The sequence below is a fragment of the Vibrio sp. 1402 genome, from assembly GCF_033340275.1.
Genome location: NZ_JAWOWE010000002.1, coordinates 246,338 through 265,700 on the forward strand (window position 1 = coordinate 246,338; position 19,363 = coordinate 265,700).

Annotated in this window: 18 protein-coding genes; 3 read left to right on the forward strand and 15 right to left on the reverse strand. The window is 44.4% G+C overall.

The window, feature by feature from the left end; all coding sequences use genetic code 11:
* Positions 1 to 11 precede the first annotated feature (11 nt).
* From hcp to R7044_RS04625, 8 genes are all read right to left on the reverse strand, one after another.
* The gene (gene hcp, locus R7044_RS04590) at positions 12 to 1,673 is read right to left on the reverse strand and encodes a hydroxylamine reductase (protein ID WP_042522020.1); all 1,662 of its coding nucleotides are present in this window, start codon (positions 1,671 to 1,673) and stop codon (positions 12 to 14) included.
* A gap of 174 nt (positions 1,674 to 1,847) precedes the next feature.
* On the reverse strand, positions 1,848 to 3,377 hold the full coding sequence (gene norR, locus R7044_RS04595) for a nitric oxide reductase transcriptional regulator NorR (protein WP_225455377.1): 1,530 nt from the start codon (positions 3,375 to 3,377) through the stop codon (positions 1,848 to 1,850).
* 202 nt (positions 3,378 to 3,579) lie between these two features.
* Entirely contained in the window at positions 3,580 to 4,059 is a 480-nt protein-coding gene (locus R7044_RS04600; protein WP_005386695.1) for a glycine zipper 2TM domain-containing protein, read from the reverse strand.
* 123 nt (positions 4,060 to 4,182) lie between these two features.
* Entirely contained in the window at positions 4,183 to 4,794 is a 612-nt protein-coding gene (locus tag R7044_RS04605; RefSeq protein WP_054577935.1) for a CDP-alcohol phosphatidyltransferase family protein, read from the reverse strand.
* Complete coding sequence (locus R7044_RS04610; RefSeq protein ID WP_042522013.1) at positions 4,787 to 5,434, reverse strand: ATP-binding cassette domain-containing protein; 648 nt, start codon at positions 5,432 to 5,434, stop codon at positions 4,787 to 4,789. The genes R7044_RS04605 and R7044_RS04610 overlap by 8 nt, the downstream gene beginning before the upstream one ends.
* Positions 5,400 to 7,109, reverse strand: a complete 1,710-nt coding sequence (locus R7044_RS04615; RefSeq protein ID WP_225455378.1) for an ABC transporter permease — start codon at positions 7,107 to 7,109, stop codon at positions 5,400 to 5,402. Before R7044_RS04615 ends, R7044_RS04610 begins: the two co-directional genes overlap by 35 nt.
* A gap of 9 nt (positions 7,110 to 7,118) precedes the next feature.
* Entirely contained in the window at positions 7,119 to 8,279 is a 1,161-nt protein-coding gene (locus R7044_RS04620) for an ABC transporter substrate-binding protein (RefSeq protein ID WP_042522009.1), read from the reverse strand.
* A 435-nt stretch (positions 8,280 to 8,714) separates the two neighbouring features.
* Positions 8,715 to 9,161, reverse strand: coding sequence for an META domain-containing protein (locus R7044_RS04625; protein WP_005378077.1), 447 nt, complete (start codon positions 9,159 to 9,161; stop codon positions 8,715 to 8,717).
* A 184-nt stretch (positions 9,162 to 9,345) separates the two neighbouring features.
* On the opposite strand from R7044_RS04625, the gene R7044_RS04630 reads away from it, so the two are divergent.
* Entirely contained in the window at positions 9,346 to 9,594 is a 249-nt protein-coding gene (locus tag R7044_RS04630) for a DUF1289 domain-containing protein (RefSeq protein WP_005378062.1), read from the forward strand.
* Positions 9,595 to 9,729: 135 nt separating this feature from the next.
* Here R7044_RS04630 and R7044_RS04635 read toward each other — a convergent pair whose 3' ends face one another.
* Both R7044_RS04635 and ushA read right to left on the reverse strand, forming a co-directional pair.
* Positions 9,730 to 9,951, reverse strand: a complete 222-nt coding sequence (locus R7044_RS04635) for a hypothetical protein (protein ID WP_005386686.1) — start codon at positions 9,949 to 9,951, stop codon at positions 9,730 to 9,732.
* A 415-nt stretch (positions 9,952 to 10,366) separates the two neighbouring features.
* Positions 10,367 to 12,055 carry a bifunctional UDP-sugar hydrolase/5'-nucleotidase UshA gene (ushA, locus tag R7044_RS04640; protein WP_005378064.1) on the reverse strand — a complete coding sequence of 563 codons (1,689 nt, stop codon included), beginning with the start codon at positions 12,053 to 12,055 and terminating at the stop codon, positions 10,367 to 10,369.
* Positions 12,056 to 12,806: 751 nt separating this feature from the next.
* On the opposite strand from ushA, the gene R7044_RS04645 reads away from it, so the two are divergent.
* Positions 12,807 to 13,322: a GNAT family N-acetyltransferase gene (locus tag R7044_RS04645; RefSeq protein WP_017634886.1), complete on the forward strand. Its 516-nt coding sequence runs from the start codon at positions 12,807 to 12,809 to the stop codon at positions 13,320 to 13,322.
* A 147-nt stretch (positions 13,323 to 13,469) separates the two neighbouring features.
* On the opposite strand, the gene rplY is transcribed toward R7044_RS04645, so the two are convergent.
* From rplY to R7044_RS04670, 5 genes are all read right to left on the reverse strand, one after another.
* The gene (rplY, locus tag R7044_RS04650; RefSeq protein WP_005378066.1) at positions 13,470 to 13,748 is read right to left on the reverse strand and encodes a 50S ribosomal protein L25; all 279 of its coding nucleotides are present in this window, start codon (positions 13,746 to 13,748) and stop codon (positions 13,470 to 13,472) included.
* A 284-nt stretch (positions 13,749 to 14,032) separates the two neighbouring features.
* Entirely contained in the window at positions 14,033 to 15,382 is a 1,350-nt protein-coding gene (locus tag R7044_RS04655; RefSeq protein WP_005378071.1) for an ATP-binding protein, read from the reverse strand.
* A complete protein-coding gene (locus R7044_RS04660) occupies positions 15,372 to 16,031 on the reverse strand; it encodes a response regulator transcription factor (protein ID WP_005378073.1) in 660 nt (219 codons plus the stop codon). Before R7044_RS04660 ends, R7044_RS04655 begins: the two co-directional genes overlap by 11 nt.
* Before the next feature lie 76 nt (positions 16,032 to 16,107).
* A complete protein-coding gene (locus tag R7044_RS04665) occupies positions 16,108 to 16,473 on the reverse strand; it encodes a PepSY domain-containing protein (RefSeq protein WP_372036143.1) in 366 nt (121 codons plus the stop codon).
* A gap of 155 nt (positions 16,474 to 16,628) precedes the next feature.
* Positions 16,629 to 18,380, reverse strand: a complete 1,752-nt coding sequence (locus R7044_RS04670; RefSeq protein ID WP_021707635.1) for a DEAD/DEAH box helicase — start codon at positions 18,378 to 18,380, stop codon at positions 16,629 to 16,631.
* Between the two features lie 121 nt (positions 18,381 to 18,501).
* On the opposite strand from R7044_RS04670, the gene rsuA reads away from it, so the two are divergent.
* Positions 18,502 to 19,203 carry a 16S rRNA pseudouridine(516) synthase RsuA gene (rsuA, locus tag R7044_RS04675; protein WP_005388670.1) on the forward strand — a complete coding sequence of 234 codons (702 nt, stop codon included), beginning with the start codon at positions 18,502 to 18,504 and terminating at the stop codon, positions 19,201 to 19,203.
* Positions 19,204 to 19,363 lie beyond the last annotated feature (160 nt).

Consider the following 19,363-nt stretch of genomic DNA (forward strand, 5'->3'; position numbering starts at 1 on the left):
AAGCAAGTTTATTAAGCTGCTAGGATGGCTTTTAGATCATCCTGAACATTGCCAATACTGCGCATATCGAACTTCTCTTGGATGATGGCGATTAGGTTTGGCGTTAGGAATGCCGGTGCAGTAGGGCCTGTGTAAATGCCTTTCACGCCCAATGCAAATAGCGTTAGCAAGATAACGATCGCTTTTTGCTCGAACCAAGAAAGCACAAGCGTGAGTGGTAGTTCATTGATATCACAGTCAAACTCTTTCGCCAGTGCAAGTGCAAGCTGGATTGCAGAGTAAGCATCGTTACATTGGCCCACATCCAATAGGCGAGGGATGCCGTTGATATCTCCGAACGTATTCTTGTTGAAGCGGAACTTACCACACGCCAAGGTCAGGATTAGCGTGTCTTCTGGCGCTTCAGCCGTAAAATCGGTGTAGTAGCTGCGTTCCGCTTTATCACCATCACAACCGCCGACTAGGAAGAAGTGTTTGATGTTGCCTTGCTTCACTTGGTCGATAACCGCAGGGGCGGCGTTCATCAGTGCATTGCGACCAAAACCAACCGTGATGTGGTGTTCGATTTCATCGTGTTGGAAACCGTCTTGCGCTAGAGCACATTCAATCACTTGGCTAAAATCATCGCCTTCGATGTGAGCCACACCAGGCCAGCCAACAATACTACGAGTGAATAAACGGTCTGCGTATTGACCCACATTTGGATTCAACAAGCAGTTTGACGTCATTACGATTGCGCCAGGGAAGTTTGCGAATTCTTTCTGTTGGTTTTGCCATGCGCTGCCGTAGTTGCCGACAAGATGAGGATATTTCTTCAGCTCAGGGTAGCCGTGTGCAGGCAGCATTTCACCGTTGGTATAAACGTTAATGCCTTTGCCTTCAGTCTGTTGCAGGATTTTTTCTAGGTCATGCAAATCATGGCCAGAAACAAGAATACATTTGCCTTTTACTGGCTTGACGTTCACCGAGGTTGGTTCTGGATGGCCGAAGGTCATTGTTTCACCTTGGTCGAGCATTTCCATCACTTTGTAGTTCATCAGGCCGATGCGCATTGAGCAATCAAGTAGTTCGCCGAGATCTTCAGGGTCTGTACCCAACCACGCCATGATTTCATGGTATTCGGCATAGATATCGTTGTTGGTTTGCTCAAGAACACGTGCGTGCTCCATGTATGCTGCGGCACCCTTAAGGCCGTATAGGCAAAGTAAGCGTAGGCCAATAACATCTTCATGTACTTGGTCCTTACCACGGTTAACCGCGACTTGAGGAGCAAAAGCTAAGATTGCTTCTGCGCTATTTGGTAGCTCAAAGTGAGCAACAACAGGGATGTCAGCAACTTCGGTATCGGCGAGTGTTGCAGCAGACATTACTTGCTCTTTTAGCAATGCTTTGTACGTTGCCGCTTGAGAAGTTAGCTCTAGGACACGTTCAGGGTCAAAGTTTACGTTCGTCAATGTAGAGAAAAATGCCTTTGGTGCCCATTGGTTGATTTCATCGTTAATGATGTTGAATTCAAGTGCTTTTGATGCCCAAAAAGAAACCCCTTGCAGTGTGTAAACCAACACGTCTTGAAGGTCAGATACTTCAGAAGTTTTACCACACATACCTTGTGCAAAAGAACAACCTTTAACAGCAGGGGTTTGAATTGTCTGTTCACATTGAATACAGAACATATTGGGTTCTCCAGTGATTGTTTTAATAGTCGTGATGTTGACCACTAGAGAGCAGAATGTGTGCCAATTATTATCTTGTTGATTTGTATTGAATTTTATCAGATTTAGGAGAATGGTTGATGTAATTAAGACAACGCAGTTGATGTCTTAATCACATCGACTTCTTGTGGTCGGTTATTTATTGATCCCGAGCTTTTTACCCATTCGATATAAGTTCCCGCGATCCATTTGCAAAAACTCCGCTGCTTTTGCCCAAACGCCACCAGTTTGGCTTAAAGCATGTTCAATTAAATCACGTTGATAGCTTTCTATCAGTTCTCGCATTGGTTGGCTTTCTTTGGGTAAATAATGCGATGTGTTTTTTACATCACCGAGAGCCAATAAGGTGTCGAAATGGTTAAGCATGATCGTGCTTGCGCCTTGTTGAATGGCGTGCAAAGCCGCGCGAGTTAAAGTATGTTCGAGCTCGCGTACGTTTCCGTACCAAGGTAAAGACTCCAGTTGAGTCAACACTTTAGGGTGAACGTGCAGATTGGGCGCATTAAATTGTTGGCGTACCTTTTCTAACAGATATCCTGCTAAAACGGGAATATCCCCGTCACGGGCACGAAGTGGGGGGACTTGGATTGGGAATACATTTAAACGGTGGAATAGGTCTGCTCGAAATGTGCCAGCTTCGACCTCTTTTTCTAATTGTCGATTGGTCGCGGCGATGATGCGCACATTGACCATCAAATGCTGATCGCTACCCACACGTTGCAGCTCGCCTTGCTGAATTACGCGCAGCAATTTTGCTTGCAAAATCAAAGGCAGTTCGCCCACTTCATCAAGGAAAATCGTTCCACCGTCTGCCAGTTCAAACTTACCGGCACGGTGGCTATTAGCACCTGTAAATGCGCCTTTGACATGGCCAAACAGTTCACTCTCAGCCAGACCTTCAGGCAGGGCCGCACAGTTTACGTAAATCATCGGCTTATCGCTACGATGAGATTGCGCGTGCACCGAGTGCGCGACCAGTTCTTTACCAGTACCGGTCTCTCCTGTGATAAGTACCGCGTAATCTGATTGAGAAACGGTCGCAATGTTGTTTCGTAACTGGTTGATCTGCGGACTCAAACCCACCATTTCGCCATGTTGAGAACGGGCTTGCTGGATAAGGGTTTGAGTGACGCTTTTTTGCTTCTGGTTTTGTGCTTTGAGTGCTTTTAATTGCGCAATGTTACGCAATGTCGCAGCGGTCAAAGCCGCAAAGGTTTCGATAGCGACAGGATCGATGCCATCAAACGCGCCCACCGTTAGTGCATCCATCGTTAGTGCGCCAACAAGTTGGCCTTCGACATACAAGCTAAAGCCCATGCAATCGTGAACATCAATGCATTGGTCTTCAGTTAATAGTGTGCCGTCGAAAGGATCCGGCAGTGAACAATCGGCATCGAAACGCACCGGTTCACGGCTATGAATAATGGCATCTAAGCGAGGGTGCGCCTTGGGGAAATAGCGACGACCTAAGACCGAGCTGGATAAGCCTTTTACCGCGACAGGAGTTAGAAAACCATCCTCATCGAAGATAAACAGGCAGCTCGCATCACATGGGAATACTTGCGCGACCCCATCAATGAGATTTTGATATTGCTGCTCGTGAGAGCGATTTGAGCTGAGGTTTAGCGCGATATTAAGGAGTACGTGGTCAACAGTCGGAGTCATAACAAGCCCAAAGTTATCTGGAATGGGCTCATGCTAGCAACTTGATGTCATTTGAACATCGAAAGGTGTGGGAGATTGATGTTCCATTGACGACGATCAAGTTTGATACGAAAAGAAACGCGCAAGTTAACAAGCCAGTGATGTAAGCTTGCGCGGGTTAGGTGTTTGAATTAAAGCAGGCCAAAGGTTTGGTTTGTCCGAATTAACGAGGAACGACTCTAGCGTCATTACCAGAAACATTGATTTGGACCGCTTGGCCTGGTTGGAAAATCATGTTTGGATTTGCTTCTTGAACAATAGAGATAATCTTTCCGTCCTCTAAACGAATGGTCAGATTCACGCCATTTCTTTTCGCGGTTGCTTCAGCCGCTTTGCTGCCTGCATAGCCACCCAATAGACCACCACCAATGGCAGCGATATCCGAGCCAGAACCGCCCCCAACTTTTGAGCCTAAGATCCCGCCCACGGCAGCACCAGCGATGGTGCCAATGGCATTGGATTGGGTAGAGGCATCAATGGTTACGGGTTCTACTTTTTCTACTGTGCCGTAGTAAACCTGCTGAACTTTGCGAGTGTCGGATGAGCCGTATGCATCTCCGTACGGGTTAGGTGAGCTACAGCCGCCAAGCACGAGCGCACAAGTAATGGTGAGCAACATGCCTAAATTAATCTGTTTTTTCATATAGCCTCCGAATGGTTTCTTCATTCAAAGAGTATATACCCCAATTTAACCTGCGTTTTGGTGCTTTATAAAACAGTGGCTTAGCGGCTTGTCCCTTAAGGAAACGCGATTGTCTAAGCAGTATTAATGATCGTTAAGCGTATGAAACCCTGAATAAATACGTGTAAAAGTAGTAAACCAGCATGCCGCGCCAAAGATATACGCGATGACGGCAAAGTGTTGCGGTAGCAAACAAAATAAAACCAAGCAGCCAATGGTTTCTGTACCTTCGGTTAAGCCGCTCATGTAGTAAAGCGATTTGTTTTTATATACCGGATTATCGATGCCTTGTTTTCCTGCCATGATGGCAAAAGCCAAAAAGCTACTACCAGTGCCGATGAAGGAAAAAATCAAAAATGCGCCTGCAACGGCATTGTGCTCTGGGTTGGCAAGCACAAAGCCAAAAGGAATCAACGAATAGAACAAAAAATCTAAGCTGATATCAAGAAAACCACCCGCATCGGTAATGCCTTGAATCCTTGCCAGTGCACCGTCTAACCCATCACAGATTCTGTTCAGCAAAATAAACAGCAACGCCAACAAGTACTGTTCGGCGATCAAAGCAGGCAGGGCAAAACAGCCAAGCACAAAACCAAATACTGTCGTCTGATTTGCAGTGATACCACATTTATCGAGATATTTCGCACTGAGTGCCAGCGGTTTGCGGATGAGCTTTATACTCAGGCTATCAAGCATGATTTGTCTCCCACGGCCAGTTTAGGCAGCGGCTGCCATCAGGAATATCGTCTTCATCGTGCGTTACCATCAAAGTAGGGATGTTCGCTTGCTGCAATTGTTCGACCACCCAATTGCGAAATTGCACGCGCAGGTCTTTATCCAGCTTGCTATAGGGCTCATCAAGTAGCGCAACTTTTGGCTTTGCTAGCAGCATACGAGTCAATGAGATACGGGCACGTTGCCCTCCCGAAATTTGGTCAGGAAAGGACTCTGCTAGTTTGGTCAATGAAATGTTCTTCAGTGCTTGCATAGCGTGAGCTTTACGCTCTTCACCTTTGATTGAGTTTGGTAGCGCGAAGGCAAGGTTCTCCCACACCGTTAAATGAGGGAAGAGCAAATCCTCTTGGAATAGAATACCGACCTGACGCTTATGGGCAGGGAGGGCATCCAACTTTTCGTTATCAAGCGTAATGGATCCAGAGTAGTTGAACTCGGCGGATAGGTGCCCGGCAATGGCATCCAACAAAGTGGATTTACCACAACCGCTAGGCCCCATCAGGGTAACGATTTCACCTTTTTCTACGGTCATGTTGAACGCTGAAAAAAGCGCGTCGCCATTGGTTTTACGGATGGCGAGGTTTTCGAGACAAAGACTCATTCAGTAGTAAACCTTTTATAGACAAGCGGCGATACTTCCTGTGCAAGTGGCTAAGCAGTATCGCAAAAGAAAAGAACAAGAATGGCAGCAGAGCTTGCCAAATGGCGTAAATAGCGGTGACACGTCGGTCAAAACCACTGGATAGTGCAACGGCTTCGGTTGTGATGGTGCTAATGCGCCCAGCCCCTAGCACCAATGTTGGTAGGTATTGCGCCAGGCTGACACTAATACCGACAGCCCACGCGAATGCAATTGCAGGCAGGAGGATTGGCAGTTTCACTTTTAACCAAGCTTGCATCGGTGATTTACCCAAGCTGAGTGCGACGCGAGTTAAGCCGTTATCGAAGCTGCGCCACGGACCGTCTAGCGAGAGGTAAATAAATGGGAACGCAAAGAATACATGCGCCCAACATACCCAAAAGAAATACGCATTACTGTTTAAGTACAGCGTCACTACTTGCATACCGAATAGCACGGATAGCTGAGGAATCAGCATTGGGATGGCGATGATGTAACCGGGCACCTGCCAGCGATAACGGAGACGATACTCATGTGCTATTAAAGCAAGAACTAGCGCGACAGTCGCGCTGATTAGGGCGATTGACATACTTTGTTCTAGAGTCCCTAGAATACTGTGCCATTCGTATTCCCAAAAACGCAGGCTGTAACGGCTTGGGAGCAAATCTGGAAAGCGCCAACGTTGGGCAAAGCTCCACAGCACCATGAGTGGAATCATTAGAAGTGCAAGTAGCGCGACCAGTGAAAATAGGGTTTTACCGGGTAAACGAAACCCGTTTCGACCAGAGTACTGCCAGAGTTTGAAGCCTTTGGTAATACACCATTCCATTAAGCGTGCAAATCCAATCAAAAGGCTTGCGATCGCAAACAGTATTACTGCGCCAGCGGCCGCTCTTGGTAGGAGCGATAAATCTGGATCGTTAAACCATTGCCATACCAAAACCGCAAACGTCGGCGGGTTGGTGGGGCCAATAATCAGGGCGACATCGACAACGGACAAACTGTAAGCCAATACCGCCAGCATTGGAAAGCGCAGTTTTGCTATCCACTGTGGGAACACGCATTTCCACCACGCTTGCGCCGAACTGTAGCCCATCGAATGACTGACTTTTTCAATCTTATCGACTTTCAATTGCTGAAGAATTGGAATACTCATCAACAATAAAAACGGCACTTCTTTAATCGCAAGCATGATGACCAAACCGAGTGCGTGCGGATCTTTAATCAGCAATGCTAAGTCATTCACCGTTTGTGCATTCGGGTCGTAACCAAACAGTTGGTTGAGAACCCTAACGCCCATACCAGTTGGGGCAAACAAGAACGCAAAGCCAATCGCAAACGCGACGTGCGGCATCGCGAGAAGTGGGGAAAGGCTAACTTCAATTTTTCGCCAAAACTTACTGCCCCAAGAGGCTTGTAGAATTGCAAATGCGATGAAGCAAGCCAAGTAGCTACTGAAAATGGCGGAGTAGAAAGTAAGCCCGATGGATGTCCAAACACCTTCCCAATCAAAGACGGCATTGAAGCCATCAAAAGAAAAGTGGTGTAGACCGATAGGAGGTACATAACCGAGCGCAGAGACCACCACTCCAAGTAGTCCCGGAATGGTAGGCAAAATACAAACTGCGATAATGACTAAATACAGCGCTCTTAACATGGATTCTTACTAATTCCCGTAGCGTTTCAACCATTCTTTTTCCAACGCCGCTTGCCAACTTGGATGTGGCTCAGCGATAGATTTGAATTGTTGAGTGTTTTTGGCCGAACCAGTTAGGTATTGGTTGCTTAGTACCGAAGGGTCGCCCCAGATGTTTAGGTTACCTTTGCGAGACTGTGCTTCAGGGCTCAATAAAAAGTTTATCGCAACTTGTGCACCAGCACTGGCATTTGCGTTCCAAGGAATCGCTAAAAAGTGGATATTTGAGAGTGCTCCTGCGTCCATTGCGTACGCTTTGGTGCTCTCTGCAAGATTACCGCTCGACTGCGCAGAGAAAACCGCGTTCGGGTTAAAGGTAATCGCCAGGTCAGTCTGACCATCATCTAGTAGCTGAAGGGTTTCTGCTGTACCGCCTGGAAACTGCTTACCACCGCGCCAAGCGACTTTATGGAACTCATCTAGATAAGACCACAGCGGTTGAGTGACTTGTTCAAACGTGTCATCGGTAACTGGTTGTTGCAGCTCAGGGGCGTTGTTAGACAGTTCAATGAGTAATGCTTTGATAAAGCTTGTGCCATGAAACTCTGGTGGTCGAGGGTAAGTCAGGCGATTCGGGAACGCTTTTGCATAGCTCAGCATTTCTGCGAATGATTTTGGAGGGTTATGGAGGGTTTGCTCGTCATGGATAAACACTAATTGTCCTACTCCCCAAGGTGCTTCTAGACCTTCTGTTGGCTCGGAGAAGTCCACATCAATTGGTAGAGATTTATCCACATATTGCCAGCTTGGCAAACCTTCGACAAAAGGACCAAATAGCAATTGGTTATCCTTCATTGATTTGAAGTTTTCGCCATTGATCCAAACCATATCAACACTGCCACCGCTGTTTTTGCCTGCCGCTTTTTCTGCGATAAGTCGAGTAGTGGTCTCAGAAATATCAGTTACTTTAACGTGGTTTAGCGTCACGTTATAACGTGATTTTAGCTCTCTACTCGCCCACTGTATGTAGCGATTAATTTCTTGGCTTCCGCCCCAAGCATGAAAGTAGACGGATTGCCCGTCGGCTTGTTGTTCGATTTTTTGCCATTCGCTATTCACTGATGAATCGGCAAAAGAAGGTGTCGCAAAAGTCGTGGCTAAAATGCCAATGCTGCTGAGTAGCTTTTTCATATCTATTCCGTGTTATGTCTTTTGGTGCTTGCTTTCGTTTCTATTGATGTTTTCGCAAGTCGTTCCGCTCTGTTACAAGGATAGTAATTCATCTCTCTCTATTATCAATGCCAATCCCAAACGGAATCACTCATTGATTCAAAGAATTACTCTCAATGTGAAGCAAAACGAAGAAGGGACAAATTTGGTGTCATTTTAGGAGCGGACCGTTTGTTTGAGGATATTCTTTCAAGTAATTGAAAATTATTGTCCGCAGAGATATGAATAGGTTGTTTTACAGAGCAAAATTGATGTTTAAAGCATGGAATTGAGGGCGAAAAGAGAAAGAAAGTTGGCCATTTAAATGACTTTGGCATGCATGACTAACGATTCATCGATATAAAAAAAGCAGCCGTTTGGCTGCTTTAAGATACTATCTGGTTTACTTAGTTGGGATTAGTTTACCCAGTCACGTAGTGTAAACGTCAATTCGTGATCGGCACTTTTCAGAACAAGACCATCTTTAGTTAGCGTGATATCGCTCCAGTTAGATAGTGTTTGCGTCATTGCGTTTTCGATCTTCATTTGATCTTCCATACACATCTTCATGGTCATGCCCATTTTTTCGATGCGTAGTTGGTTGTTTTTCAGCTCGGCTTGACCGAAGAAGTTGTTACAACCTGCGTTGCCGTTTGCGGTTAGATTTTCACCGATTTCTAGGCGAGCCGCTTTTTGGTGTTCGTCTAGAACGATATTTTTGCCATCAACTTGAACAAGTTCCCAGTTGTGGTGCTGCAAATCTTGAGCCGTTATTTCTTTCACATCATCACCGTTGCTAGCACAAGCAGTCATAAGAACAGGGAGAGAGATTGCTGTAACTAACGTTTTTAGGCTAAGCTTCATTTTATAGACTCCGTTTTTATAAACGCGGTAAGTATAAGTAATAAAACACTGTTTTTGTCAGCATAAGGTTATGGTTTCGTATGTTTTTGACATAACGAAGTATATAGCAAGTTTTGTTGCTGACTAATCTTCTCATTATTTAAACTAGGCCAATACGCCCTAATATGGAAAGAGCGGTTTTAGTATGGAGCAACTGGAGTTTTTTACTGTCCCAAGCCCTTGTGTTGGAGTATGTACCTCCGATGAAAAAGGGTATTGCAAGGGGTGTATGAGAAAGAGAGAGGAAAGGTTTAATTGGCTTAACTTAACCCCCGCTCAGCAGTTGCACGTTATTAAGTTGTGTCGTCAAAGGTACAGAAGAAAGATGTTGGCAGGGAAGACGAAGCCAGAACAGCTTCAAGATGAGTCATCGCCTCAACAAGACTTATTCTAGAATTCTTGTTCAGTCTGTGGGGTTACGCCTTCGCTTTCGGTTCTGATTAGGCTTTTACATATTCCCGGTCCGGCAAGGTGTCCTTTAAGAACCGGGAATCTCCTATCCATTTTCCCTATAGAGCGGTAATTGGCGTTATTTCATCGACCAACGGTCGCTAACCCAGCCTCCCGCTTGTTCGTCGAAGTGATTTCCTGAAAATCGATGATTGAATTCAACATCTAATTTACTTGTTGGGCGTTCATCCATCAGTTGATGAATATATCTCGCCATAGGATCCGTACAAGCTTCACGCTCTCTACGGGTAACTACTTCTTTGATCATTTGGAGTCTGTAGCTATTGCTGGCTCGTTTCATTTTTGACCTCCAGAACTCGATGGCAGCAGTTTGAATACATTGACGTCCAGATCGCTGCTCATTAGTGTGCGCGTGGAGGCACATCACCATCGTTTGAAGTCCAAAGACAAATTGTTTGAGAGCAGTGTTTGTAACGCCATTCACATCTTTCTCAGAATCATTGACTATGCGATTAAAAATGTTTCGCGAAATTTAGCCGATGAACCTGCATATTTAAAAGACCTTATCAAACATAGAAGCCCAATACAGGGGCGTCAATAACACAAATGAACAATTTTTGAACATATTGTGAAGGTGGAGAGTTTTCAGTAATTTATCGAAAATAAAAAACCGAAGCACAAAGCTTCGGTTTTGAGGAAAGCCCTGACGAAATTGCTTGTAAAAGCTCTTAGCGCCAGGGGTAAGGTGTTGAGTATTAGCTACCAGTTGCAGGACAACCTTTTACTGGTTGGCCATTACTGAAGTACTTGATGTTCTCTAAGTTCTTGTTGTAGTTATCCGCAGAGATTTGTGGGTTGTTTACGAAGAACTCGCGCAAAACGTATGCATCGGTTAGCTGTGTAGATTGAACATCGATGATTGGATAGTTATCGCCACCAGCAGCACTGAAGCTGATTACAGAGAATGTGTACGTTGCGTCTAGATCGAAGCCTTTATTGTTAATATCGGTAATGGTTACTGAGCCAGCATCACAATTTACATCTAAAGTGATGTTATCTAGTTGAGCGTAAGCACCAGAGCCTGCAGATTTCGTCGCAACCACGTCTAGGTATTCTTTAACTTCTTTACCTGTCATAGTTGCTTTAGTCACGAAGTTACCAAATGGCTGAACCGTTAGTACGTCACGGTAAGTGATATCACCATCTTGGATTGAATCACGCACGCCGCCAGAGTTCATCACACCAAAGTCAGCATTTACCGTTTTGTAAGTACGGTATGCCTCGCCGAGTAGGTGACCTAGGTTAGTTTGTTGAGAGCGAACTACGTTACGATCACCTTCTAACTTACCCGTCGTATTAGAAATCTTCTCATCTAATAACTCTTGACCTTGTTGTTGGTATGGCAGTAGTAACGCTTTTACCGTTGCATCTTGTTGAATTCGTTCACCGATAACTTCATCGTTTTCGTCTAGAAGGTTTACAGGAATCAGTGCGTAATTCGCTAAATGAAGCTTGCCGTCGTAGTATTCGAAGTCAGCACGACCCACATATTTACCCCACTCATGCGCTTGCATAATCCAAGTGCCTTTTTGTTGGTCTGGGGCACAATCATCCCCAGGTTTGAAATCAGCATACTCATTGGTACCTGGTTCCATACATACAGGGTTTTGTGAGTGACCACCGATGATAGCGTTTAGCTGTCCTTCTTCAAGAGAGCGAGCGAGTTTAACGTCACCTGGTGCTTCACTACCGTTTTTGCCATCTTCGTAGTGACCCATGTGCGTTGTTGCAAATACTAGGTCTACCTTTTCGTTCTCTTCGATTTCCTTCAGTACCTTTTTGATTTCTACTTGAGGGTCTTCGAAGTGGATGTTTGATACGTTGTCTGGATTGACTAGCTTCGCAGTGTCTTGCGTTGTTAGACCAATAACAGCGATCTTAAGGCCGTTGATAGTAAATACTTTGTAAGGGTCGAAGTAACGCTCGTTTGTATCTTTTTTATAGATATTCGCAGCCAGCATAGGGAAGTCAGCTAGCTCGGCTTGCATATCGAGAATATCTAGTGAGTTATCAAATTCGTGGTTACCGACAGCCATTGCATCGTAACCAAGTAGGTTCATCCCTACGAAGTCTGGAACCGCATCTTGCATGTCTGATTCTGGTACACCGGTATTAATATCACCGCCAGATAGCAGAATGGTTTCACCGCCTTTTGCTTCGACTTCTGCGCGGATAGATTCGATTAAAGTGTGACGCGCAGCCATGCCGTATTCGCCGTCGCTGTTATGCCAAAAGCGACCATGGTTATCGTTAGTGTGGAGAACGGTGAACTTAGTACAAGAATCTGCAGTCTCGCAGGTTACTGGAGAATTGTCGCTGTCTGAGCCGCATCCTGCTAGCGCAGCGCCCACTGCCACTACCAAAAGAGATTTGGAAAACTTCATAAGGGATCCTTTCTTTGTGATTTTGTTATTGTTACGGCGTGAAATATACGGAATTAATGTGAAACTTTAGTGATCTATCTCTTATTTATACTTCTATCGGAGAAATGAATTAATAAGCCTGCAAACTACGTCTATAAATAAACAGAATTGGTATTTAGTATTTATTTTATATAGCTAGCTCTATTTTTTGTGAGGTAGTTAATTGAATGTGTGTTGTTTGTGTGAATCAATGCGCATTTTTGCGAAGTATTACGCTGATTTTGGTGATAATTTTGCCAAGTTTATGTTTTCCCTAATAGGTATGACACAAATCGTTATAAATTTTCGCTCTAATGATGAGGGGCTCGGTTTGTATGCATAATGAACAGCACAGAACTTAAACTCATTTGATCATGGCTTTATTCTGCCTAACTCTATCAAAAATTGTATTTATCTCTTTACTATAATTGCGATCGTTTAGAAACCTTATGCTTTAGGCATCGTTTATTTATCCTCATCCGATACCTTATCGTGCTTATTCCGCATTTGACACTCGAGTGTTTAAACAAATAGATTCAACCTAATGAGTCAAAATGAAAAGTAAATAATGGATCGTTCTTCTTCGAATATTATGATGTGAACTATCATTTAATTAATGAAAATGAAATGGATTAATGTAAAGCGTTGCGACTGTAGCTGTTATCTTTGAGCTTTGGTTTAAAGGGTAGGGTTAAAAGAATTTGTAAGTGGTGAACGCTAATAAAGGATGCTTATGAGATACACAGTAAGGGACGCACTCAAAAAGGAAGCAGCCCAAATCGCCAAGATACACGTTGACTCTTGGCAGGTGGCGTATAAAGGATTAATGCCAAAGAGCTACATAGAGCAGTTTACGATTGAGCGTCGAGAAAGGATGTGGGCACGAGTGATGACGGAGCAACTGGCCCAATTGATCGTAGTTGAGAGGCAAGGAGAAATTGTTGGCTTTTTAAGTTACGAGTTACCTAACCACACCAGCGAAGATAAAACGGCATTAGTGACATGTTGCTACGTTACGCCGCTACATTATGGGCAAGGAGCAGGAAGTGCACTGTTAGATGAGTTAGAGACACGTTTGCTCTCTACGTCAGTTATGCAGATCAGTTTGAAAGCACTGGATACTAATCAACAGGGGCTTAACTTTTACAAGAAGTGTGGTTTTGTGCGTACTGGAGAGGAAGAGTCGGAAGTGATTGAGAGTATGACGCTGACCGATCTCACTTTAGTGAAGTATATTGCCCGTTCATAAATCAAATGCTATATGCCAAACATAGTAAAACCCCGGAGGTGGTAAGACTCCGGGGTTTTGAAATTTTGTAGATGTCTCGGTTGGTAAATCCGATTATCTTTTATGCAAAAGGTTTGGATTTAATCCGATTAATTCCTTGGTAGGGAATTAGATACGGATGAAGTCCATGTGTTCAACTTTTGGCTTGAACGCGTGACGTTGAACGTCTTGTGGCTTAACTTTAACTTCTTTGCCATCGATAACTAGAACGATGCCTTCGTAGAATTCAGGCTTGTCCATTTGGTTTACGATGTCGTCGTGGTTAAGAACGATAGCTACTGCTGCTTCTTCACCGCCGTATACAACTGCAGGGAATTTGCCAGCGTGACGTAGGCGGCGGCTCGCACCTTTACCTAGTTCAGTACGTACTACTGCTTCGAATTTCATAGTATTTACTCTCAAATTAGTAAAAATCAAATGTTCACAATCAACAATGCGACCTTGTTGTTCGTGGTAAAGCTTGAAACAGGAACTGTTCAAGCGAGCGCGGATACTATCATTCCACTTATAAATGGGCAACCCAAATCGTATCCAAATCAACAAAAAGGTATGATTTAGCGGGGTGGAAGGCTATCCCTTTTAACGCTTTGCTTGGATTTTGTTCACATCGACTTCATTTTCATCGGTTTACTGATCATGGTCCGAAAAACAAAGTTTATGTGTTATATGCTTTATGTTCGGCTGAGATGTAAGACTAAAGATGCTTTTAATCCACCTAAAGCGCTTGTATCCAATGTTAATTGACCTCGGTAACTGTGTGCCATTTCACTGACTATGTTTAGACCAAGACCTGAGCCAGGGGTTGTTTCATCCAATCTAACTCCTCTCTTGATTACTTGACTCAGTTTCTCTTTAGGGATGCCTGGCCCATCATCTTCAATAATGATGTGTATATTTTCCTTATCCTGAGAGGAGTGCACACGAATCATGCTGTTGGCCCACTTATAGCCATTTTCTAGCAAGTTACCTAGCATTTCATCGAGATCGGTCTGCTCTACTGCTACATTCAGCTCTGAATCAAGTTCATTAATTAAGGTAATGCTTCGGCTCGCATACACTTTATCAAACGCCATTGAGATAGCATCCACACGATCTGCTGGGTTCGACTTCACTGATAATATGTTCATCGATCCGGCCATACGGGCACGACCCAAATGGTAATCGATATGGTCTTGTATTTGATTGATTGGAGCTCGGAGACGGGATTGTGCCTCAGGTTCTAACGTCTGAACTTCATTTTTTAGAACAGAAAGTGGCGTTTTAAGTGCATGAGATAGGTTACCTGCATGATTGCGAGCTCTCTCTAGTAATTCTTGGTAATGGAACAGCAGAGCGTTGAGGTCGAAGATTAGAGGAGAAATCTCTTTTGGGTAGGTTTCTTCTAGACTCTTTTTATTACCAGACTTCAGCTCGGCTAATTCTTTTTGTAGCTTTGTAAGCGGACTCAATGACCAAGCAATTTGCAGTAAAATGACGGTAAGTACGCCCGCGAATAATAAACCCAAAATAAGCCAAAGTTGGCCGATTAACGTTTGAAGGGTATTTTTAATGGGCTCTTCGTCAATACCAATAATAATGTGAATAGGACCATCGTAATCAGGAAGATACAGTGCTTTTTCTAGCGTAATTAGTTTTTCGCCTCTTGCTCCATACGCATCTTTATCCAAACCTTTGTATTCGATTTTTTTGTCCCACAACGAACGAGAACGTTCGAGGCTTGCCTCTGTAGAGGCACTCCAATACAAACCACTGTAAGGTCGGTTAAATCGAGGGTCTGATAGCTGAGCTGCGAGTGAAAGATGCCCGGTGTTATCGACTTCTAACTGTGCTGCGACTTCATCCATAAAAATGCTGAGCTGTGAGCGAGTGTCATCAACCATATAGTTGTAGACCTGCGTCGGTATCGTCACACCAGCGGCGAGGATCATTGCCGTTAACCAAACGATCGCCGCTAAAACGAGGCGACTTTTGATACTCAGTCGTTTTATTGCGTTCAACGGTAGCCTGTTTCTATTCGGCATTTAATTGGTATCCCAACCCTCGGACAGTTTTGATGATCTTTGGGGCGATTTTTTTGCGAATTCGGCCGATAAAAACTTCGATTGTGTTGGAGTCACGATCAAAGTCTTGTTTGTAAATGTGCTCGACGAGTTCGGTTCGAGAAATCACTTTTTCCGGGTTATGCATAAAGTAAGCGACCACTTTATACTCTAGCGCCGTCAAGCTTACCGCTTGCCCTTGCCACATGACTTTAGAAGTGCGCGTATCCAAGCTCAAGTCGCCAATTTGCATCACAGGAGAGGCATTACCAGAGGCTCTTCGAAGCTGTGCACGAATACGAGCGATAAGCTCAACCATTTCAAATGGTTTAGTTAGGTAATCGTCTGCACCTGCGTTTAAGCCTTCAACTCGCTGCGTTAGGGTGTCGCGAGCGCTTAAAATCACGACAGGAGTATTAATGTTTTCATCTCGGATGCCTTTTAGGACGGTAAGACCATCCAGTTTTGGCAAGCCGAGGTCAAGAACAATGGCGTCCCATTCTTCCGAAGTCGCGCGATACAGAGCGTCTATGCCATCTTGGGACAATTCTGGTACCCAGCCGGTACTTTCTAATGTTTCGATGATTTGCTCGCCTAAACGAGGATCATCTTCAACAACAAGTATTTTCATATTGATGATTCTTATTATGTTTGGATTTTTATCGAAGTAAGTTACGCATCGTGTCTGGATTACGCATTAGACAAGTTTAGTTGTTTTGCGGCTTTAACGCTTTGTTAAAGCTGCGACCTTTGATCTCAAGCATTTCCAGCGTGGCGGCGTCGTACTCAACTTTCAGGACGCTATTGTTGTACAGAATTTTCAATTCATACACCCAAGCATCATCATCTTCTTCAAGCTCGACCTTGATGATGCGGCCGTATAAGTCGTTTTCTACTGCGGCGTAAAGTTCCGAAAATGGTCGTATATATCCTTGTTGAACCGCGCGATAGACCTCATCTTGATCTTCATCGAATTCGATGCGTGTTCCTGGCTTTTCGACATCTTGCACGATGGCGTGGCCATTTTGTGATGTGTACTCGTTGTCATGCTTGGCAAAACTTGGTGCACACATGAATGTCGCAATAAGGCCGAAAAGTAACGCAGAATGTAGAGAAGTCGTTGCTTTATACATAGTCAAACCTTTTCTGGAGCGTTAGCCGCAGTATATCGGATATAGATGAACAGAGAGTGAATCAGCTAATTAAGTTTTGCCATGTGTTGTGGATGTTATTTCAACTCATCTTCAAAAATTTTATCTCGCAGCTTCCAAAAGCGACCAGATTTTCTAGCAATAACAAACTGAGGCAAACGGAAACGATGTTGATTAGCGACAACGCGTGTCGGTGAAGCCTCTTCAAAAGGGCGATGCTTGTCTGCTAAGTGGGGGCGTACGAACTGATCTTTAAACGTTTGTTTTTGTTTTTTGGTACTCAATGACCAAAACTCATGAACTAACGCATTGCCTTCGCCTTGGTATGGTTCACCAGAATACGTCACCTTTAGCTGAGATTTACCATCACTGGACTTAAATACAGATAGGTCCATTTCTGTGCATTCAAAGATTAATGCATCTTTGAGATTAAGGGCTTCTTTTAGCTTTTTATCTGGGTCTACGAGCGTCGCATCACACTCATGACAAATTCGTGCAGCGATATCGTTGTCCGCACCACATTCACCGCAGTATTTGGCACGAAAACGGTAGCCACAGTGTTCACGTTCGCCTGTGTCTTCATCTTCAAAGTAACCTTGGCAACGTCTGCCAAAATGTTCAACCAAGAAACCGTTACTATCCAACTTACCCCAGAAGTTGTTATTGAATCCGCAAGCCGGGCAAGGAATCGTGATAATTTCACTGTCAGAGTCTGGTTTGGGATCACCGACTTCAGGTTGGTATAAATCGTAGCTGTTGCCTGCGTAATCAAGCACTAAACATTCTGATTTTCCGTCTGATAAGCGTAATCCTCGTCCTACTATCTGTTGGTACAGACTGACTGACTCTGTTGGTCGCAAAATCGCGATTAAATCGACATGCGGCGCATCAAACCCGGTTGTCAGTACCGAAACATTGACTAAGTATTTTATTTGACGATTCTTGAACGCTTGGATGATCGCATCGCGCTCCGGCGTAGGTGTATCACCAATGACGATTTCAGTTTCGCCTTCTGGCAATAAACTGTGTATCTCCTGTGCGTGTCGAACAGTTGCAGCGAAGATCATGACACCTTGACGCTCTTTCGCATATTGCATGATTTGCTCAACAATTTGTGGAGTCGCACGTTTGGCTTTATCGATCACCATGTCCATTTCTGCTTCTTTGTAGCGTCCGGTGTTAGCGGGCTTCAGCTGAGAGAAGTCGTAAGACAAAACGGGCGCATCCATCATGCGGGCTGGAGTGAGGAAGTTTTCGTCGAGCAAGTAACGGATCGGCAGTTCGAAAATACAATCGCGGAAGAATCGAGGCTCTTCGGTTCGCACTTGACCTCGGGTGTGATACTGATAAATCCAGCCCATTCCTAAACGATAGGGCGTTGCAGTTAGTCCTAGCACCTTAATGCCAGGGTTCAGTTCTCGTAAGTGAGTAATAACTTTTTGGTAGCTGCTGTTTTTGTCATCTGGCACACGATGGCACTCATCAATAACGAGCAGAGAAAACTGGTTTTTGAACGAATCTAAGTTACGTACGACCGATTGAACCGAAGCAAACACGACTTGCTGGTCAGTTTCTTTTCGTCCCAATCCTGCTGAGAAGATGGAACCTTTTAAACCATAACCTTCATACTTTGCGTGGTTTTGCTCGACCAGTTCTTTTACGTGGGCGAGGACTAACACTCGTCCTTTCGCAAGGCGAGCAAGTTCTGCGATCACCAAGCTTTTTCCTGCACCGGTTGGCAGCACGATCACTGCTGGTGTCGAGTGTTTACGAAAGTAATGAATAACGGCTTTAACCGAGTCGGCTTGATAAGGACGAAGTGTGTACATGAAAATATGTGAAATTGCTCAACTATTCGAACGAGGAACGCTATAATACCTGACTTTTATACCCAAGTGACCTTTAAACCAAGATTTAGAGATCACTTGGGTATAATTCAATGAGGTATTCATGCGTTTAGATAAATATTTGTGTGACGCTCTGGGTGCAACACGCAAACAGGCAACAAAGATCATCAAAAGTGGAGACATCACCGTTGACGGTGAGGTTCAAAAAAGTGGTGCATTTAAAGTACCTAAAGGTGCGGAAGTGATGTGGGAAGACCGTGTTATTGGTGCTCCTGGTCCTCGTTACATTATGTTGTATAAGCCTGCTGACTTTGTTTGTTCACATGAAGATGGCTACAACCAAACTGCATTCGCATTGCTTGATGAGCCTAAAATTGAAAACCTTCACTTTGCGGGCCGATTAGATGTCGACACAACTGGTTTAGTGTTGATTACGGATGATGGTAAGTGGTCTCACCGTATTACCTCACCTAAGCATAAGTGTGAGAAAACGTACCGTGTTTGGCTCGTCGATGCTATTCAGCCTGATTATGCGGAAAAGCTCGAACAAGGCATCATTTTGCGCAATGAATCAGAAGCAACATTGCCTGCTCGTTTGGAAATCGTGAACGAGGCCGAGAATGAAGTATTGTTAACTATCGTGGAAGGTAAGTATCACCAAGTGAAACGTATGTTCGCGGCGTTAGGAAATAAAGTTGAGTACTTACATCGTGAGCGTATTGGTTCTATCGAACTTGATGAGGCACTAGAACCAGGTGATTATCGCTACCTCACGCAAGAAGAAATTGATTCTATTTGGAATTAATTGTCGGCATGGGAAATTCTTTAGTTCCTAATAGGAACTAGTCTTTTGGTAGGAATTGGCTCAAAATAAATTTTCCTACCAAAATTAGTGCCTAGACAATTCCGGTGTGCTTACTCATCTCAGTGATACGCCTTTGCATTTAGCTGAGGCATGCATACTC

Bases quoted from the DNA above. Each gene is read 5' to 3' on its own strand.
- R7044_RS04620 (WP_042522009.1), bottom strand. From the start codon at position 8,279: ATGAAAAAGCTACTCAGCAGCATTGGCATTTTAGCCACGACTTTTGCG.
- R7044_RS04665 (WP_372036143.1), bottom strand. From the start codon at position 16,473: ATGTGTGCACCAAGTTTTGCCAAGCATGACAACGAGTACACATCACAA.
- hcp (WP_042522020.1), bottom strand. From the start codon at position 1,673: ATGTTCTGTATTCAATGTGAACAGACAATTCAAACCCCTGCTGTTAAA.
- rplY (WP_005378066.1), bottom strand. From the start codon at position 13,748: ATGAAATTCGAAGCAGTAGTACGTACTGAACTAGGTAAAGGTGCGAGC.
- R7044_RS04630 (WP_005378062.1), top strand. From the start codon at position 9,346: ATGGAGCAACTGGAGTTTTTTACTGTCCCAAGCCCTTGTGTTGGAGTA.
- R7044_RS04655 (WP_005378071.1), bottom strand. From the start codon at position 15,382: ATGCCGAATAGAAACAGGCTACCGTTGAACGCAATAAAACGACTGAGT.
- R7044_RS04610 (WP_042522013.1), bottom strand. From the start codon at position 5,434: ATGAGTCTTTGTCTCGAAAACCTCGCCATCCGTAAAACCAATGGCGAC.
- R7044_RS04625 (WP_005378077.1), bottom strand. From the start codon at position 9,161: ATGAAGCTTAGCCTAAAAACGTTAGTTACAGCAATCTCTCTCCCTGTT.
- R7044_RS04615 (WP_225455378.1), bottom strand. From the start codon at position 7,109: ATGTTAAGAGCGCTGTATTTAGTCATTATCGCAGTTTGTATTTTGCCT.
- R7044_RS04600 (WP_005386695.1), bottom strand. From the start codon at position 4,059: ATGAAAAAACAGATTAATTTAGGCATGTTGCTCACCATTACTTGTGCG.
- R7044_RS04635 (WP_005386686.1), bottom strand. From the start codon at position 9,951: ATGAAACGAGCCAGCAATAGCTACAGACTCCAAATGATCAAAGAAGTA.
- ushA (WP_005378064.1), bottom strand. From the start codon at position 12,055: ATGAAGTTTTCCAAATCTCTTTTGGTAGTGGCAGTGGGCGCTGCGCTA.
- R7044_RS04660 (WP_005378073.1), bottom strand. From the start codon at position 16,031: ATGAAAATACTTGTTGTTGAAGATGATCCTCGTTTAGGCGAGCAAATC.
- R7044_RS04670 (WP_021707635.1), bottom strand. From the start codon at position 18,380: ATGTACACACTTCGTCCTTATCAAGCCGACTCGGTTAAAGCCGTTATT.
- norR (WP_225455377.1), bottom strand. From the start codon at position 3,377: ATGACTCCGACTGTTGACCACGTACTCCTTAATATCGCGCTAAACCTC.
- R7044_RS04645 (WP_017634886.1), top strand. From the start codon at position 12,807: ATGAGATACACAGTAAGGGACGCACTCAAAAAGGAAGCAGCCCAAATC.
- rsuA (WP_005388670.1), top strand. From the start codon at position 18,502: ATGCGTTTAGATAAATATTTGTGTGACGCTCTGGGTGCAACACGCAAA.
- R7044_RS04605 (WP_054577935.1), bottom strand. From the start codon at position 4,794: ATGCTTGATAGCCTGAGTATAAAGCTCATCCGCAAACCGCTGGCACTC.